Source organism: Halomonas sp. ALS9, from assembly GCF_001651035.1.
GTDB lineage: Bacteria > Pseudomonadota > Gammaproteobacteria > Pseudomonadales > Halomonadaceae > Vreelandella.
Genome location: NZ_LXRG01000076.1, coordinates 25,526 through 42,269, shown reverse-complemented (window position 1 = coordinate 42,269; position 16,744 = coordinate 25,526). Strand labels below are relative to the sequence as shown.

The following is a 16,744-nucleotide window of genomic DNA, read 5'->3' as shown; positions in this document are numbered from 1 at the left end:
TTTTTTAACAGCCTACTGCTTAAAAACGCTGGTAAAGTGCGAAAGCTCTTTGAGTTTTTCGAGCGGCAGTTTGGAGGCTTGTGCGTCCTGGGCCACCATCACGCCCTCTTTCAAGGTATCTGCAACGCCTGAACAATAAAGCGCAGCCCCCGCGTTTAGCGCGACCATATCGGCAGCGGCGCCCTCACCGGAAAGCGCTGCCTTGACCAGGCGCAGGCTATCTTCTGCACTATTAGCTTTCAGCGTTGCCAGGCTCTGGCGCTCTATGCCCAGCTCTTCGGGTGTAATGGTGTACTGGGTAATCTCACCCTCTTTGAGTTCAGCCACCAAGGTGGGGCTGGCCAGGGATATTTCATCCAGGCCGTCTTCTGAGTGCACCACCATCACGTGGCGGCTACCCAAAGTTTTCAGCACTTCCGCCATCAGCGGCACCAGTTCTGGGGCGTAAACGCCCAGCACTTGGTTGGGTGCGCCAGCCGGGTTGGTCAGCGGGCCTAAAATATTAAATAGCGTGCGCACGCCCATTTCACGGCGGGGCCCAATGGCATAGCGCATCGCCGGGTGGTGATTGGGGGCAAACATAAAACCGACGCCTACCTGTTCAATACAGCGCGCTACTTGATCCGGCTTGAGATCCAGGTAGATACCCGCCACATCGAACAGATCCGCACTACCCGACGACGACGAAACGCTGCGGTTACCGTGTTTGGCCACATGGGCGCCAGCAGCAGCGGCGACAAAACTGGCGGCGGTGGATACATTAAACAGGTTGGCGCCATCGCCACCGGTGCCGACGATGTCCACAATGTTTTCTGCATCCAGCTCAACGCGCTTCATCAGCTCTCGCATTACCTGAGCGGCGGCGCTGATCTCTACCGCACTTTCGCCTTTCATGGCTAAACCAACCAGCAGGCCACCAATTTGCGCATCCGTAGCATCGCCAGTCATGATCTGGCGCATCAAGGTGTGCATGGCATCGAAAGAGAGGTCTTCGCGGCGCATCACCGCATTAATCGCATCTCGCATTTGCATGAGCAGAGGGGCCCCTAAAAGCGTGTGAAACCGGCCATCAGCCGCGTTTTAAAAAGTTGGCCAACAGTTCATGGCCTTGGCGGGTAAGAATCGACTCGGGGTGAAACTGCACCCCTTCAATATCCAGCTCGCGGTGACGAAACCCCATGACTAACCCTGGGGTTATGTCGTCATCGCCTGTCCAGGCAGTGACTTCTAAACAATCGGGCAGGCTAGCTTTATCGACGACCAAAGAGTGATAGCGGGTAACCTCAACAGGATTATCCAGTCCCTCAAACAGACCCTGATTAGCGTGCAGCACTGCCGAGGTTTTTCCGTGCATGACCTGCGGAGCGTGAACGACCTTGCCACCATAAACTTGGCCAATCGCCTGATGGCCCAGGCAGACGCCTAAAATAGGCAGCCTGCCTGCAAAGTGTTTGATGGCGGCCATGGAGATCCCCGCTTCGTTGGGCGTGCATGGCCCTGGCGATACCACCAAGTGCGTTGGCGCCAGCGCTTCAATTTGCTCAATGGTGATGTCGTCATTGAGGTGAGTGATCACTTCCGCGCCCAGCTCACCCAGGTACTGCACGATGTTAAACGTGAAGCTGTCGTAATTATCCAGCATGAGGACTTTACGCGCTGACTGCTTTCGCACCGACTGAGCTTGCGCCATTACCCCATTTACTCCATTGCGTCATTTCGACCACAGATAAAACCACTAATGCGGTGATGATACCGCAACCGAGCACTCCCTTGCAGGGGTTAAGTGCCGACTCGCGCGCCACCCCGCGTTAGCCGACAGGCGGCATACTTGAACTCGGGGATTTTGCCGTATGGATCGAGCGCCGGGTTGGTGAGCAGATTGGCGGCGGCTTCCGCGTAGGCGAAGGGCACAAACACCATGCCATCGGGAATTTTCGGATCCACCCGTGCGGCCAGCGTAATCGTGCCGCGACGAGTGGTGATGGTCAGCGGATCTCCCGGCGCCACGCCCAAACGATTGAGTTCCCCAGCTGAAAGACTGGCTACGGCCTCGGGCTCTAGGGCGTCCAATACCATGCTGCGCCGGGTCATAGAGCCCGTATGCCAATGCTCCAGCTGTCGCCCGGTGGTGAGTACTGTTGGATAATCGTCATCCACTGGTTCGTCGGGCGGCAAGGGACGCGTGGGGGCAAATTTGGCGCGCCCTCCGGCGCGGGGAAAAGCGTCGCTAAATACCACGTCTTGGCCGGGGGCATCTTCAGATGCACAGGGATAAGTGACCGAGCCCTCTCGCACCAAGCGCTCCCAACTGATGTGATTTAGGGAAGCCATACCCTGCTGCATCTCAGCAAACACTTCTTGGGGGTGGGTATAATTCCATGCCAAACCAAAGCGGTTGGCAATCTGTTGAATAATCCACCAGTCGGGTTTGGCCTCGCCGGGGAGCGGCAGTGCAATGCGCCCCAATTGAACCTGGCGATTAGTATTGGTCACCGTGCCCTCTTTTTCCGGCCACGCGGATGCGGGCAAAATCACGTCGGCAAACTGAGCGGTTTCGGTGACAAACAGATCCTGCACCACCAAATGTTCCAACTTGCCCAGCGCCGCCCGGGCGTGGTGTAGATCAGGGTCAGACATCGCCGGATTTTCGCCCAAAATATACATACCGCGCACCTGACCCGCGTGAATGGCATCCATGATTTCTACCACCGTCAGGCCTGGTTCGGCATCTAACGACGTGCTCCATAGTTCTTCAAAGGCGGCGCGCAGCTGAGCATCGCCTACCGGCTGATAGTCCGGTAATACCATGGGTATCAGGCCCGCATCCGACGCCCCCTGTACGTTATTCTGGCCGCGCAGTGGATGCAGGCCAGTGCCAGGACGCCCGGTGTGGCCACAGGCCAGCGCCAAGGAGATTAAGCAGCGGGCGTTGTCGGTGCCGTGGGTATGCTGGGAGATACCCATGCCCCAGAAGATCATGGCCTTTTCTGCATTGGCGTAGCGGCGGGCAATGTCGCGAATCATGCTGGGCGCAACGCCGCATAGCTCGCTCATCGATTCGGGTGTGCTCATCGCTACGCTCTGCTTCAGCGCTTCGAATCCTTCGGTATGCTCAGCAATATACGTCTCGTCGTAGAGCGCTTCAGCAATAATCACGTGAAGGATAGCGTTGAACAGCGCTACGTCCGCCCCTGGTTTAAAACGCACGCTCAGGGTGGCGTAGGCGTCCAGCGCCTGGCCGCGGGGGTCGAGAATAATGATTTCGGTGCCGCGCTTGGCGGCCTGCTTAAAAAACGTCGCCGCCACAGGGTGATTCACGGCGGGGTTGCAGCCAGTGAGAATCACCACGTCTGCTTCCAATGCCTGCATAAACGAGGCGGTCACCGCCCCCGAACCCAAACACTCCATCAGCGCGGCAACGGAGCTGGCGTGACACAGCCGCGTACAGTGGTCGACGTTGTTGTTGCCAAAGCCGGTGCGTACCAGTTTCTGAAATAGCCAGGCCTCTTCATTGGAGCACTTGGCACTGCCCAACCCCGCTAGCGCGCTTGGGCCATACTGGTGTTTTAACTTAGCCAAGCCGTCCGACGCAGCGCTTAACGCTTCTTCCCAAGTCGCTGCACGAAAATGCGTGAGCGGCTGAGCAGGATCAAAACTAGGATCCAAGCTTTTCGGAACGCCGGGCTTACGAATCAGCGGCGTCTTTAAACGCGCTGGATGACTGGGGTAATCAAAACCAAAGCGACCTTTCACGCACAACCGGTTGTGATTAGAGGGGCCGTCGCGCCCTTCTACGTAGGCGATAGTCTCGTCTTTAATATGGTAGGTAAGCTGACAGCCCACACCACAGTAGGGGCAAACTGAATCAACTTGGCGATCAACGGCCTTTGAGTCGCCCTGCCCCACAGCGTTCATCAGCGTCGCCGGCATTAACGCCCCCGTCGGACAGGCCTGCACACACTCGCCGCAGCCCACGCAGGTGCTTGCCCCCATGGGGTCGTCAAAGTCGAAGATTATTTTGGACGCTGCACCGCGATGAGCAACACCAATCACATCATTGCTTTGTACTTCACGGCAGGCACGCACACAGAGGGTACACTCAATGCAGGCATCTAAATTAACCTGCATGGCAGGATGGCTGGTGTCCACCGTTTGATCTGGACTCAGCGCCTCTTCACGCCGAGGCGGTAGCCAGGCTTTCACAGCATTCTCCTCAACGCCTAGCTGGTCGGCCATCGCCCAAAAATGGCTGGAGCGATCCGGGCTTTGTTGACGCGAGGGCTGATCCGCCATCAGTAGCTCTAATACCCCTTCCCTAGCCACTTTAACGCGCTCAGAGCTTGCACTATGCACCACCATATTAGGCATGGCCTCACGCAGGCAACTGGCCGTTAGGGCGCGCTCGCCCTCCACCTCGACCATACACACGCGGCAGTTGCCATCGGCGCGGTAGCCAGGGGCGTCTTTAAAGCACAGGTGGGGGATGGTTTCCCCGGCACGCTTGGCAACCTGCCACAGGGTTTCGCCAGCGTAGGCGCTTATTTCGGCACCGTCCAAGGTGAGCGTAAACGGGGCGGTCACAGCGCATCTCCTTTTGCCGCATCACTGACAATAATCTGTTGCTGACTCAGCTCAGTGCGAAAATCTTTTAGCAGCCCCAACACCGGATTAGGCGCCGCCTGGCCCAGACCACAGATAGAAGCGTCCTGCATCACCTGGGCCAGCCGGGTTAACTGGCCAACGTCCCAGTCGTTTCGCTCTAGCAGGGTAAGCATTTTTTCAGTGCCCACTCGACAAGGTGTGCACTGGCCGCAGGATTCATCGGCAAAAAACGCCAGCAAGTTGGTCGCCACCGCTTGCAAATTATCCTGCTGAGACAACACGATTACCGCCGCAGAACCGATAAAACAACCGTGAGCCTGAAGCGTATCAAAATCCAGCGGGATATCCGCTTTGCTGGCGGGCAAAATCCCCCCCGAGGCACCGCCGGGTAGATAGGCCGCCAACTGATGCCCCTCCGCCATACCGCCACAATACTCGTCAACTAATTCGCGCAGGGTAATGCCCGCAGGGGCAAGGTAAACCCCTGGATGTTTGACCCGACCAGAGACCGAAAAGCTGCGTAGCCCTGAGCGACCATTGCGGCCTTGGCCGGCAAACCATTCGGCGCCCTTCTGCCAAATCGGCGCGATCCAGTATACCGTCTCAACGTTATTGACCAACGTCGGGCAGCCAAACAGCCCCTGTTGCGCCACGTAGGGCGGACGATGGCGAGGCTTGCCTGGTTTGCCCTCCAGCGACTCAATCAGCGCCGACTCTTCACCGCAAATGTAGGCGCCTGCTCCTCGACGTAGCACGATAAATCCAGCATCTACCCACCCTGCATACTCAAGCTCTTCAATCGCTTCACCCAGCACACGGTGAAGCCCAGGGTACTCGTCGCGCAGATAGATATACAGCGCCTTGGCTTCTACCGCCCAGGCGCTGATCAGTGCACCTTCTAAAAACTGATGAGGTGATTTTTCGAGGTGGTAACGATCTTTAAAGGTACCGGGCTCTCCTTCATCAGCATTGATGACGCAGTAGCGCGGCCCAGGCTCTTGGCGAACAAAGTGCCACTTTTTAAAGGTGGGGAACCCCGCGCCGCCGAGCCCTCTTAAGCCCGCTCCTTCCAACGTCGCCATTAGTGCGTCAACGCTGACGTTGCCCGCATGACAGTCGGCCAGCAGTTGATAGCCACCCGCCTGCTGATATGCTTCCAGACGCTGCCATAAAATCGCTTCGGGGTGAAAATGTCCCGTATCCACTACCGCAGCAACGCCTTCGGCGGTAGCAAACTTCACATGGTGGTGGCCCACTTCAACCACCGGCGCGCTATCGCAACGCCCCATACAGGGCGCGCGCAGCACTCGCACCCTGTATGGATCTAAGCCTGCCTCCAATTTAGCTTTAAGCTGGGCCGCTCCGGCTAACTGGCAAGAGAGCGAGTCACACACTCGCACGGTGGTGTCTGGGGGCGCCGTTTGTCCGTCGTGCAGCACATCAAAGTGGGCATAAAAGGTGGCGGTTTCGTACACTGTCGCCATAGGCAGGTTCATATAGGCCGCTAAAGCCCGCAGTTCAACCAGCGACAAATGGCCATGGGCGTCCTGAATAGCGTGCAAATGCTCCAGCAACTGATCGTGTTGACGCATACTGGGCTGCTTTCGCTCGTCACCCAGTAGCGCTCTTAACGACACCAGCGCCACGGGGGATAGATCGCGGCCTTGGGGATGGCCACGCCGACGCCGCAAAGAAGAAACCATTCGGTCAGTCATAAGACACGCTATGCTCAGGAGTGTAATACTATCCAGCATAGTGGCACTTTCCCCTAGAGGGAATCCTCCCTTGGGCAATACTTCTTTTGGCCTGCCGTTGCTTTGAAACTGGCAACGGGCCACCGCAGTCTTTATTATCAGCGGTCTTTTTCGATAGCTTTTTTAGCCAGTTAGGAGCGTGGGATGTCAAAGTGGGTTACCTGGGTATGTACGCTCTTATTCGTCGCGCTGATAAGCGCTGCGCCAGCCTATGCCAGCTCAACGCTTCGCGTTATTGCCTCGTTTTCAGTCATGGAGGAGTTGGTCAAACGAGTGGCTGGCGATACGGTCAGCGTTAACGTCATTGTTCCACGGGGAGAAGATGTCCACCGCTGGGAGTTAACCCCGCCCAATGTGCTGGCCTTAGAAGAGACCCATATCGTGTTTTACAACGGGCTGGGGCTGGAGCCATGGATACGCCACGTTGAGGCGATGTCTCACGACCAGCTTACTCTAGTGGAAGTGGCTAAAAAGGCCGACTATGCACCGCTAATGATCTCGACCGGCCAGTACAAAGGTGAATTAGACCCACACATGTGGATGGATCCAGAGGGAGCTGCGGCCTACATCGATGTCATTGCCGAGACCCTAGCGGAGCATCTCCCGGATCAGGCTGAGGCGTTTTATACCCGCGCTGAAGAGGCACGCAAGGCGCTGAACACTCTAAACCTAGCGGTGAAAGAGCGACTCGAAGGCATTCCACAAACTAACCGTACATTAGTGACCAGCGAAGCAGGTTTTGGCTATTTCGCCCGCGCTTACGCATTTGAAGCGCAAGGCGTATGGGGAGTTAACCATGAGACCCAAGGCAGTGCCCAGGCCATGGCCAAAATGAGCGAATACCTTGCTAATAATCGCCCACGCCCACCAGCGCTTTTTTTTGAAAGCACCACGCCCAGTATTCATATGGACGCCCTGTCACGGGAAGCATCGCTCCCCCTGGCAGGCCCGCTGTATGTCGACTCGCTGAGCGGTGCAGATGGGCCCGCTGCCAACTACTCTGCCATGCTGCACCATAACGCTGAGGTTATGCACACTGCCCTGGGAGGCGCTACGGCTCAGTAGGATCTTGGCGATCAATCAGTCGCCTGGGTCATTTGGGAGCAGTTATTAGCAATTCGGTTAACGAATTGAGCACTAGATCGGGGTGACTGTTTTCAATCGGCTCACCATGGTTATAACCGTAGGGTAGCGCAAGGGTAGTAAAACCCGCCGCCTTACCGGCAGCCATATCATGCCGTGAATCGCCAACCATCACACACTCAGCTGGCGGTATTTGGCAGTGTTGAGCGGCATGCAGCAGCGGTATAGGGTGGGGTTTCTTTTCGGCCAGTGAATCACCGCCGATCCATAGGGTAAAGTAGCTCAGCAGTTCGAAGTGCTTTAACAGAGGCTCAATAAAGCGCTCGGGTTTATTGGTGATCAACACCAGCATCAAACCGTGTTGATGCAGTGCCTTAAGCGTCTGCTGAGCCCCCGGGTAGAGCGTCGTCAGAGTATTGGGTGCAGCGCCATAGTGGCGCATAAAAGCCTCGTAGGCGCGCTGCTGAAGCATGGGATCAGGTGTCGCGCTTAACGCCCAATTCAAGGCTCTTTCGACTAACACTGGCGCACCGTTGCCGACCCAGTCGCGTACTTTTGTATCGTCTGGCTCGGGCAGAGCTAACTCTTTTAATGTGCGCGCCACGGCAGCGGCAAGATCCGGCACTGAATCGATCAGGGTGCTGTCTAAATCGAAGGCAATCAGCCGCTTACCCTGAAGTACAGCGTGTAGCGCTGAATCATCTATTGGGTGAATCTTCAATACTCTCTACCTCGTTTTAATTTAAACATCAGTTTACCCTCTCAAAGCAAACGTTCGCATTAGTCAGACGCGTGAGAACCTTCTATGCTAGGGCTATTTTAGTTAAGGAGGTAGTGATATGCCCACTCCCAGAATCGTGATTGTTGGCGGCGGCGCGGGTGGCTTAGCCCTCGCCACCCGGTTAGGTCGCACCTTAGGTAAGCGCAAACGCGCAGAAATTGTGCTGCTGGATCGCAATACCACCCATGTCTGGAAACCGCTGCTCCACGAACTGGCCACCGGCGTGCTGAATTCGAGCATGGACGAGGTGGATCTTCGCGGGCATTCATCTGCTCACTTCTATCGCTATCAGCGCGGTTCGCTAACCGGCATCAATCGTGAGCAGCAGACGCTGCAATTAGCGCCGATCCATGATGAGGATGGGCAAGAAGTGCTGCCCGCCCGGGAGCTTGCCTATGACTACCTGGTCATGGCAATAGGCAGCGTTTCCAACGATTTCGGCACGCCCGGCGTGGCGGAGCACTGCCATTTTATTGACTCGCCCCAGCAGGCTAAAGCGTTTCAGCGCGATATGATCAATACCTTCCTACGCTATACCGACCCTAACCTGCGCCAGCATACCCAGTTGACCATTGGCATCGTCGGCGGCGGTGCGACGGGCGTAGAGCTTGCGGCTGAATTGTTTGATGCCTCGCGAATGCTCAACGCCTACGGCGTGACGGCGGAAGATCACCAAACGATTAGCGTTCATTTGATTGAAGCCGCCCCTCGCCTGCTCCCAGGGCTCTCCGAACGTATTAGTCAAACCGTCAAAACAGAACTTGAAAGTTTGGGCGTGACCGTCCACATCGACACCGCCATTAAGGAGGCCCAGGCGCACCAGTTGGTCACCGGTACAGATGAAGTGATTGAAACCGACATAAACGTTTGGGCAGCGGGGATTAAAGCGCCACCGTTCTTGACCGAACTTGGCCTGACAACGAATAAGAAAAACCAAATTGAAGTGAACAGAACCCTGCAAAGCATTGATGATGAGAAGATTTTTGCCCTGGGCGACTGCGCCAGTTGCCCAATGGGTGAGGATAGCAGCGTGCCGCCTCGCGCCCAGGCGGCTCATCAACAGGCTAAGCTACTGGCCAAAAACTTGGTCAACCAACTGGAAGGCAAACCGCTCGCCGATTTCCGCTACCGCGATCACGGCTCGCTGGTATCGCTGGCCCGCTTTGATGCGGTGGGCAATTTAATGCGTAGTTCCGCCTCCAAGGGGCTGTTTTTAGAGGGCTGGCTGGCTCGCCAAGCCTATGCATCGCTCTACCGCATGCACCAGCTCTCTATTCATGGGGCGCCGAAGACGGGACTCGCGTGGCTGGTTGATAAACTTAATCGTTACTTAAAACCGCGCATGAAGCTTCACTAAGCGACACTTAGAGACCCTTTACTTAGCCAGCGCCGCACGCATCTGCTTGATTACCGTGTCATAGCCGTGTGGGTCGCTGGCTTGGTGGGCGCTGAATATAGCTGAGCCCGCCACGAACATATCGGCGCCCGCGGCGGCGATTTCAGCGATATTATCCACTTTCACCCCACCGTCGATTTCCAGGCGAATCGGACGTCCTGAGGCATCAATACGCGCCCGCGCTTCGCGTAGTTTGTTTAGCGTGCCGGGAATAAAGGACTGCCCGCCAAAACCAGGGTTAACGCTCATCAGCAGTACCATATCGACTTTATCCATCACATAGTCGAGGTAAGAGAGCGGCGTGGCGGGGTTAAACACTAAGCCTGCTTTACAACCACCATCACGGATTAACTGCAGCGAACGGTCAACGTGCTCCGAGGCTTCCGGGTGAAAAGTAATGTAGCTGGCACCCGCTTCGATAAAATCACTGATCATACGGTCTACCGGCTTGACCATTAAATGCACGTCAATCGGTGCCGTCACCCCGTGCTGGCGCAGCGCTTTGCATACCATGGGGCCAATGGTGAGGTTGGGCACATAGTGATTGTCCATGACATCGAAATGCACCACATCCGCGCCAGCCGCCAGCACGTTGTCGACTTCCTCGCCAAGCCGCGCAAAGTTAGCGGAAAGAATAGAGGGGGCAATCAAAAAGTCCTGCGCAGCGGTCATAACAGGTTCCTAAATTAACAAGGGAATGAGTCCGCTATGTTACCAGAGCCACCCGCTAAGCCCCATCACTCAGAGGCTCTTACATTGTGCATCGATGCACACCCATATTCTTAAATAGAATATAAAACATGATTGTAATTCCACATTGATAGATTTAACCTTGCCAGTATTGCGACACAACACGCTTACTGTTTTAAGGAGTCTTTTATGGCACTGCCCACAATTTTCCGCCGCAGCCTGATTGCGATGGCACTAGGCGTTACGGTAAGTGGAACCGCCGCCGCCCAAGAGCGGGAACTGCTCAACTCATCTTACGATATTGCTCGCGAGCTATTTGCGGCGATAAACCCTGAATTTCAAGCCTGGTGGCAGGAGGAGCACGGCGAAGAGATTGAGATCAGCCAATCACACGGCGGCTCCTCTGCCCAAGCGCGCGCCATTTTGCAGGGCCTTCGGGCCGATGTGGTGACCTTCAACCAAGTCACCGATGTGCAGGTACTCGCCGATGCAGGGCTAGTGGCTGAAGATTGGCAGGATGCGTTTGAGAACAACGCCTCACCTTACTACTCCACCACCGCCTTCTTAGTGCGTAAAGGCAACCCTAAAGGCATCGAGAGCTGGGACGACCTGGTTAAAGAAGATGTCGAGATGGTGTTCCCCAACCCCAAAACCTCGGGTAATGGACGCTATACCTACTTAGCTGCCTGGGGCTTTGCCGAAAACGAATTCGACGGCGATGAAGCGCAAATCGAAGACTTTATGCGCACCTTCTTGGCCAACGTAGCGGTATTTGATACCGGCGGTCGTGGGGCAACCACCAGCTTTATCGAGCGTGAAATTGGCGATGTGCTGATTAGCTTTGAGTCGGAAGTCAACAATATTCGTAGCGAATACGGTAGCGATGATTACGAAGTGATTGTCCCACCCGTTAGCATTCTGGCCGAGTTCCCGGTGGCGGTTGTCGGCGAGAACGCTGAACGCAACGGTAACAGCGACTTGGCCCAGAGCTATCTTGAGTACCTCTATACCGAAGAGACCCAGCGACTGCTGGCGGGCTTCAACTACCGGGTGCATAACGAAGCGGTAGTTGAAGAGTTTGCTGATCACTTCCCGGAAACCGAATTGCTCGAAGTTGACGATGTGTTCGGCAGCTGGGACGAGGCAATGGAAACTCACTTTGGCAGTGGTGGCCTTCTCGACCAGTTACAGCGTCGCTAATATTCACCTATGAGCCAACCTGAACTATGAGTCAACTTGCCACCTGGCGATCCGGCAGCACACGCGTGCTGCCGGGTTTTGGCCTTTCTATGGGTATCAGCGTGCTGTTTATCTCGCTGGTACTGCTGCTGCCGATAACCGGCCTGTTTGGCCAGTTAGCGGGGCTTAGCTTTGCCGAGTACTGGGCGATCATCACCGAAGGTCGCGTCGTCGCCAGCTATATGGTCACCATTGGCGCGGCGGCGGTGGCCGCCATCATCAACGCTATCTTTGGGCTATTACTGGCGTGGGTATTGGTGCGCTATGAGTTCCCCGGCAAACGGCTGCTCGACGCGCTGATGGATCTCCCTTTCGCGCTGCCCACGGCCGTGGCAGGCATTACGCTGGCAACGCTTTACGCCAGCAGCGGCTGGATGGGTAGATTGCTGGAGCCGTTAGGTTTTCAAGTCGCTTACACCTGGGTAGGTATTGCCCTAGCCATGGCCTTTACCAGCATCCCATTTGTGGTGCGCACGGTGCAGCCGGTGCTGGAAGACCTGCCCGCGGAGGTCGACGAAGCCGCCATGTCGCTCGGTGCTACCGACGGTGTGGCATTTCGCCGTGTCATCCTGCCGCATATCTGGCCTGCTTTGGTGACCGGTACTGGGCTTGCGTTTGTGCGTTCGCTGGGCGAGTTCGGCGCAATTATCTTTATCGCCGGCAATATGCCTTACGAAACGGAAATCACCGCACTGATGATTTTCGTCAAGCTGCAAGAATATGACTATGCCGGGGCATCAGCGATTGCCTCGGTAGTGCTGTTTGTCTCCCTGGCGCTGCTGCTGGCGATCAACATTTGGCAGGGCCGCTTTGTGCGCCGTCTGCATGGAGGTAAGGGGTAATGCGTCGAATTGGTGATGCGCCGCTTATACGGCGTCTGCTGATAGGTGTCGCCCTGGTGCTATCAGCGCTTTTTTTACTGCTGCCGCTAGTGGCCATTTTTGCTCAAGCATTCTCTCAGGGCGTTATGGTCTTCTGGGTCAACGTGAGTAATACCTTTACCCTGCATGCAATTGGCTTAACGTTGGTGATCGCGCTGTTAACCATTCCAGTATGTTTGGTGTTTGGCGTTGCCCTGGCATGGCTGGTTACGCGTTTCAGCTTTCCCGGACGGCGCATTCTGCAAACGCTAATCGATATTCCTTTTGCGGTATCCCCCGTTGTGGCTGGTCTTATCTACCTCCTGCTATACGGCCGCAACGGCTGGATCGGCGGATGGCTGGATACTTACGATATCCAGCTAATGTTCTCCTGGCCGGGCATTCTGATGGTGACCATTTTTGTGACCTGCCCCTTTGTTGCCCGTGAACTGATTCCATTGATGCAGGCGCAAGGTTCTCGTGAAGAGGAGGCAGCCGTGACGCTGGGCGCATCCGGCTGGACAACCTTTCGTCGCGTCACGCTGCCCAACATTCGCTGGGCACTCCTGTATGGTGTGATTCTTACCAACGCCCGTGCAGTGGGTGAATTTGGTGCCGTATCAGTGGTCTCTGGCGCTATACGCGGCAAGACCAATACGCTGCCTCTGCACCTTGAGCAGCTTTATCAGGATTATAATGCCGTGGGGGCGTTTGCCTGCGCGGCCCTACTCGCATTGATTGCCCTACTGACGCTCGCCGCCAAGGCCGGGCTGGAATGGCGCGCAGCGCGCCGGGAGGCATTTGCATGAGCATTCGCTTACACAATATCGCTAAGCACTTCGGCAATACCCAGGCGTTAGAGCCGATCAATCTGGATATTCACGAAGGCGAGTTGGTCGGCCTACTCGGCCCTTCGGGTTCGGGCAAAACCACCCTATTGCGGATTATTGCGGGCCTGGAAAATGCAGACCGATCTCCTAAGCCGGGTAAGATTCTGTTTGGCGATCGCGATGTTACCAACGTACATGTGCGCGACCGGCGTATCGGCTTCGTCTTTCAGCACTACGCGCTGTTTCGCCATATGAGCGTCTACGACAACGTGGCCTTTGGGCTGACCGTACTGTCGCGAAAGCGTCGTCCCAGTAGCGGCGAAATTCGTGCCCGGGTATTTAGGCTGCTGGAAATGGTTAAGTTAGAGCACCTTGCCAATCGCTATCCTGCTCAGCTATCAGGTGGCCAGCAGCAGCGGGTCTCTCTGGCTCGCGCCTTAGCCGTGGAGCCTGAAGTACTGCTACTGGACGAACCATTTGGTGCACTCGATGCCAAGGTACGCCAAGAGCTACGCCGCTGGCTGCGCCATCTCCATGACGAACTTAACTTTACCAGCGTGTTTGTGACTCACGATCAGGAAGAAGCGCTGGAGTTATCTGACCGCGTGGTGGTAATGAGCAATGGCCGTATTGAGCAGATCGATACCCCCGATGACCTCTACCGCACTCCCAAAAATCGCTTTGTGTTTGAGTTTCTGGGCGATGTGAATCATCTCGAAGGCAAGGTAAGCAACGGCGTTTTAACCTGCGGAGACGCCTATTGGCACGTTGACCTGCCCAACGGCCATCAGGAGCTATTGCTACGCCCCCACGAAGTGCGCCTCACCGAGCAGCCTACCGCTGAGAGCCACCTGCCGGTCACGATCACAGCGATCTCACCAGTCGGTGCTGAAGTGCGCGTGGAGCTTGAAGCTGATTGGCTCGCCCAGCCGTGGCTGGCCACCATACGTCATACCGATTTTGAACACTTGGCGCTACAACGTGGGCAGCGCTTATTCGCTCACCCCCGCCACTGGCGTCGTTTTCCTAAAGTAGAAGCAGAAGCGGCGGAACAAACCCGCGTTGCATAACGCAGCAGAAGCGCTAGCGCGCCCGAGGAGGGGTAGCTAGCGTTAGCATTTCATCGGATTAGCTCAGCAACGCATTTGCCTAAAGGTTAAGCTCACTCGTGGCTCAACATTTTTCTTGGTTTTGGGCAGACTGTGTAACCAATTTTTTTGCGTATGGCCTTTCATAATCAACAGGCTACCGTGCTCTAACGTAAGCGAAACACTCTCCCCTGTTTGTCTATGTTTAAACGAAAACTTCCTTTCTCCGCCTAAGGTCAATGCCCCGATGACCCCATTCTCGACAAGGTCTTTCTCGGCATCACTGTGCCAACTCATGCCTTCCTCGCCTGAACTATAAAAATTGCACAGGCACGAATTAAACGTCTCTCCACAGTCGCTCTCCACCCGCTGCTTAATTTCGCGCAGGAAGTCCGGCCATACCAACGCCTTCTTGGTATACCCGGAGTAGGTATAGGAGACCGGCTCATCCGCATACCAAGCTATTTTCCTCTTTGTAACGATCTCTTTCCCGTAAATAAACGCGCGATCATGCTCCCAGCTTAGTTCGCTTAAGCACTTGATTAAATAACTATCGGCGGTAGCTAAGTCTGAGATTTTGCCATAATAATAAGCAAAACCATCGTGTGGAAGCAGATTAATCAACTTCATATCATCGTTTTCAAACAGATCTGTAAACGTCATAGCTGTGCCTATTTTGTGCTCACTACAAAGACAGCAAGAAACGGGTTTTCCACACCATTAAGAAGGCAATACTATGTCTCACTGTGCCAACCCAATCGCCATTTGACTAATAGAAACCTTGAAAAGGGCATAAAATGAGAACAATAGACTATTTACGCCTACTGTCGCTAGCCGCTATCTGGGGAGCAAGCTTTCTCTTTATGCGAATCGCCTCCCCGGCGATAGGCCCGATCAACACAGCGTTTTTTAGAGTCTTTTTTGGGCTCATGGGTTTGGCTGTAATCATCGTTATCATACGTAAAAGCCTTGCGTTCAGAGGCAAACTAGGCAAAATTTTGATTTTGGGTGCCATAAACTCAGGTATTCCATTTCTTATGTACAGCATAGCCGCCACGTTACTACCTGCTGGCTATTCAGCGATTTTAAATGCGACAACGCCTTTAACGGGTGCCATGATCGGCTTTTTTATCTTTAGCGAGAGATTAACTATAAAAAAATGGCTGGGTGTAACGCTAGGTATTATTGGCATTACCGTTATTACCACCGTGGGTGATTCAAATATTGTTGGCAACATCTATATTGGCGTTGCTGCCTGTATCATAGCCACTATTGGTTACGGCTTTGCGGGCTTTCTTACCCGAAAGTGGATAACCCAACAGGGCGGCCTGGATTCAACCCTGGTTGCGTTTGGCAGCCAAATAGGCGCTACCGCTTTTCTCACTCCCTTTTTGCTTTGGAACATTTCATCTGGCCCCAGCATTGATTGGCTCCAAGGTGATGTGTGGTTCAGTCTGCTAGCTGTCGGCTTTTTATGCACCTCCCTCGCTTATATTCTTTATTTTCGACTGGTCGCCGACATTGGGCCGTTAAGGTCGCTCACCGTTACATTCTTAGTGCCGCCCTTCGCTGTGTTGTGGGGCTTTTTAGTTCTTGATGAAACAATTTCCAGCGGATTTTTACTTGGTTCATTGATCGTTTTACTGTCAGTCTGGCTAATCGTGGGATCCGATTCGAAAAAAGCAGCCTGAAGCCCCCGTTAGCTTCACTCTTCAACCATCACAGTGGCGTAGCGCAAAACAAGCCCTGGAACATACCGCCAACGCGTCACCCGCGTTATACTGGTGTTTTAGCCATAGCGGAGGAAGACCATGCTTCGGCGTCACTTTTTACGGATTTCAGGTGTACTGCTTGCCAGTGCATGGCTTGCTGGTTGCGCCAGCCCCCAATACTTGCAGCTCAGTCCTGAGCGCAGCGCACAGGTGCCGCAAGTTGGCTCAGGCCAGCAGGTTACTGTTATTGCCCAAGATGGCCGCGAGAGCGACATTATCGGCAATCGTGCTGGCGGCGGCATGTCGACGGCACATATTACCGTTAGCAGCCACGAGCTAATTCCACGTCTGCAGGAAGAGGCTGAGCGCGCCGTGCGGGATATGGGCTTTAGCCCTACCACTGAGCAGGCCGAGGGCCGCCCGAGCTTAACGCTGGAACTTGCCAGCCTGAACTACGCCCGTGGCGACAGCGGCCAGCCACTGGTCGATGAAGCGCGTCTTGAAGGTGTTTTCCGCGCTATCGCTCAAAACAAGGGTACCACCTATACCGGCACCTACACCTCACGCCGTACTCAGGGCTACGCTCTAAAGCCCGATGCCGACAGCAATACGCGCATGCTGAGCGATCTACTTAGCGATGGCATGAACCGTGCTTTTAGCGACCCAGAGTTGGGCCGTTTACTCGCACGCTAAGGTATCCCTCCTTACC

15 protein-coding genes are annotated in these 16,744 nt (G+C 55.1%); 8 read left to right on the top strand and 7 right to left on the bottom strand.

Features of this window, described 5'->3' with window-relative positions:
• Positions 1–12: 12 nt before the first annotated feature.
• The 4 genes from trpD to A6R74_RS06355 all read right to left on the bottom strand — a co-directional run bounded on the left by trpD (position 13) and on the right by A6R74_RS06355 (position 6,317).
• Positions 13–1,032, bottom strand: a complete 1,020-nt coding sequence (gene trpD / locus A6R74_RS06370; RefSeq protein WP_064233621.1) for an anthranilate phosphoribosyltransferase — start codon at positions 1,030–1,032, stop codon at positions 13–15.
• A gap of 37 nt (positions 1,033–1,069) precedes the next feature.
• Positions 1,070–1,690, bottom strand: coding sequence for an anthranilate synthase component II (locus A6R74_RS06365; protein WP_064233620.1), 621 nt, complete (start codon positions 1,688–1,690; stop codon positions 1,070–1,072).
• Positions 1,691–1,779: 89 nt separating this feature from the next.
• The gene (gene fdhF / locus A6R74_RS06360; protein ID WP_064233619.1) at positions 1,780–4,581 is read right to left on the bottom strand and encodes a formate dehydrogenase subunit alpha; all 2,802 of its coding nucleotides are present in this window, start codon (positions 4,579–4,581) and stop codon (positions 1,780–1,782) included.
• Positions 4,578–6,317, bottom strand: a complete 1,740-nt coding sequence (locus tag A6R74_RS06355) for an NADH-ubiquinone oxidoreductase-F iron-sulfur binding region domain-containing protein (RefSeq protein WP_121499360.1) — start codon at positions 6,315–6,317, stop codon at positions 4,578–4,580. The genes fdhF and A6R74_RS06355 overlap by 4 nt, the downstream gene beginning before the upstream one ends.
• Before the next feature lie 183 nt (positions 6,318–6,500).
• Between A6R74_RS06355 and A6R74_RS06350 the strand changes: the two genes are divergently transcribed.
• Positions 6,501–7,421 (top strand): metal ABC transporter substrate-binding protein, encoded by a 921-nt coding sequence (locus A6R74_RS06350; protein ID WP_064233617.1) that lies wholly within the window; start codon positions 6,501–6,503, stop codon positions 7,419–7,421.
• A 28-nt stretch (positions 7,422–7,449) separates the two neighbouring features.
• Here the strand turns inward: A6R74_RS06350 and A6R74_RS06345 are convergent, their stop codons facing one another.
• Positions 7,450–8,160, bottom strand: coding sequence for a phosphoglycolate phosphatase (locus tag A6R74_RS06345; protein WP_064233616.1), 711 nt, complete (start codon positions 8,158–8,160; stop codon positions 7,450–7,452).
• Positions 8,161–8,278: 118 nt separating this feature from the next.
• Here A6R74_RS06345 and A6R74_RS06340 point away from each other — a divergent pair, with 118 nt between their 5' ends.
• A complete protein-coding gene (locus tag A6R74_RS06340; RefSeq protein ID WP_064233615.1) occupies positions 8,279–9,577 on the top strand; it encodes an NAD(P)/FAD-dependent oxidoreductase in 1,299 nt (432 codons plus the stop codon).
• Positions 9,578–9,595: 18 nt separating this feature from the next.
• Here A6R74_RS06340 and rpe read toward each other — a convergent pair whose 3' ends face one another.
• Positions 9,596–10,288, bottom strand: a complete 693-nt coding sequence (rpe, locus tag A6R74_RS06335; RefSeq protein WP_064233614.1) for a ribulose-phosphate 3-epimerase — start codon at positions 10,286–10,288, stop codon at positions 9,596–9,598.
• A 207-nt stretch (positions 10,289–10,495) separates the two neighbouring features.
• Here rpe and cysP point away from each other — a divergent pair, with 207 nt between their 5' ends.
• Genes cysP through A6R74_RS06315 form a run of 4 tightly spaced genes read left to right on the top strand, consistent with a single transcriptional unit; the run spans position 10,496 to position 14,305 of the window.
• Positions 10,496–11,506, top strand: coding sequence for a thiosulfate ABC transporter substrate-binding protein CysP (gene cysP, locus A6R74_RS06330; protein WP_064233613.1), 1,011 nt, complete (start codon positions 10,496–10,498; stop codon positions 11,504–11,506).
• Between the two features lie 26 nt (positions 11,507–11,532).
• On the top strand, positions 11,533–12,387 hold the full coding sequence (cysT, locus tag A6R74_RS06325) for a sulfate ABC transporter permease subunit CysT (RefSeq protein WP_064233612.1): 855 nt from the start codon (positions 11,533–11,535) through the stop codon (positions 12,385–12,387).
• Positions 12,387–13,214, top strand: a complete 828-nt coding sequence (gene cysW / locus A6R74_RS06320) for a sulfate ABC transporter permease subunit CysW (protein WP_064233611.1) — start codon at positions 12,387–12,389, stop codon at positions 13,212–13,214. Before cysT ends, cysW begins: the two co-directional genes overlap by 1 nt.
• A complete protein-coding gene (locus A6R74_RS06315; protein ID WP_064233610.1) occupies positions 13,211–14,305 on the top strand; it encodes a sulfate/molybdate ABC transporter ATP-binding protein in 1,095 nt (364 codons plus the stop codon). The genes cysW and A6R74_RS06315 overlap by 4 nt, the downstream gene beginning before the upstream one ends.
• Before the next feature lie 63 nt (positions 14,306–14,368).
• Here the strand turns inward: A6R74_RS06315 and A6R74_RS06310 are convergent, their stop codons facing one another.
• Positions 14,369–14,986 carry an alpha-ketoglutarate-dependent dioxygenase AlkB family protein gene (locus A6R74_RS06310; RefSeq protein WP_064233609.1) on the bottom strand — a complete coding sequence of 206 codons (618 nt, stop codon included), beginning with the start codon at positions 14,984–14,986 and terminating at the stop codon, positions 14,369–14,371.
• Between the two features lie 134 nt (positions 14,987–15,120).
• Here A6R74_RS06310 and A6R74_RS06305 point away from each other — a divergent pair, with 134 nt between their 5' ends.
• Together A6R74_RS06305 and A6R74_RS06300 are read left to right on the top strand one after the other, a co-directional pair.
• On the top strand, positions 15,121–16,014 hold the full coding sequence (locus tag A6R74_RS06305; protein ID WP_064233608.1) for a DMT family transporter: 894 nt from the start codon (positions 15,121–15,123) through the stop codon (positions 16,012–16,014).
• Between the two features lie 120 nt (positions 16,015–16,134).
• Positions 16,135–16,728, top strand: a complete 594-nt coding sequence (locus A6R74_RS06300) for a YajG family lipoprotein (RefSeq protein ID WP_064233607.1) — start codon at positions 16,135–16,137, stop codon at positions 16,726–16,728.
• The last annotated feature ends 16 nt before the right edge of the window (positions 16,729–16,744 follow it).

Excerpts from the sequence above, each read along its gene's own strand:
- trpD (WP_064233621.1), bottom strand. The coding sequence starts at position 1,032 with ATGCAAATGCGAGATGCGATTAATGCGGTGATGCGCCGCGAAGACCTC.
- A6R74_RS06365 (WP_064233620.1), bottom strand. The coding sequence starts at position 1,690 with ATGGCGCAAGCTCAGTCGGTGCGAAAGCAGTCAGCGCGTAAAGTCCTC.
- A6R74_RS06355 (WP_121499360.1), bottom strand. The coding sequence starts at position 6,317 with ATGACTGACCGAATGGTTTCTTCTTTGCGGCGTCGGCGTGGCCATCCC.
- A6R74_RS06350 (WP_064233617.1), top strand. The coding sequence starts at position 6,501 with ATGTCAAAGTGGGTTACCTGGGTATGTACGCTCTTATTCGTCGCGCTG.
- A6R74_RS06340 (WP_064233615.1), top strand. The coding sequence starts at position 8,279 with ATGCCCACTCCCAGAATCGTGATTGTTGGCGGCGGCGCGGGTGGCTTA.
- rpe (WP_064233614.1), bottom strand. The coding sequence starts at position 10,288 with ATGACCGCTGCGCAGGACTTTTTGATTGCCCCCTCTATTCTTTCCGCT.
- cysP (WP_064233613.1), top strand. The coding sequence starts at position 10,496 with ATGGCACTGCCCACAATTTTCCGCCGCAGCCTGATTGCGATGGCACTA.
- cysT (WP_064233612.1), top strand. The coding sequence starts at position 11,533 with ATGAGTCAACTTGCCACCTGGCGATCCGGCAGCACACGCGTGCTGCCG.
- cysW (WP_064233611.1), top strand. The coding sequence starts at position 12,387 with ATGCGTCGAATTGGTGATGCGCCGCTTATACGGCGTCTGCTGATAGGT.
- A6R74_RS06315 (WP_064233610.1), top strand. The coding sequence starts at position 13,211 with ATGAGCATTCGCTTACACAATATCGCTAAGCACTTCGGCAATACCCAG.
- A6R74_RS06310 (WP_064233609.1), bottom strand. The coding sequence starts at position 14,986 with ATGACGTTTACAGATCTGTTTGAAAACGATGATATGAAGTTGATTAAT.
- A6R74_RS06305 (WP_064233608.1), top strand. The coding sequence starts at position 15,121 with ATGAGAACAATAGACTATTTACGCCTACTGTCGCTAGCCGCTATCTGG.
- A6R74_RS06300 (WP_064233607.1), top strand. The coding sequence starts at position 16,135 with ATGCTTCGGCGTCACTTTTTACGGATTTCAGGTGTACTGCTTGCCAGT.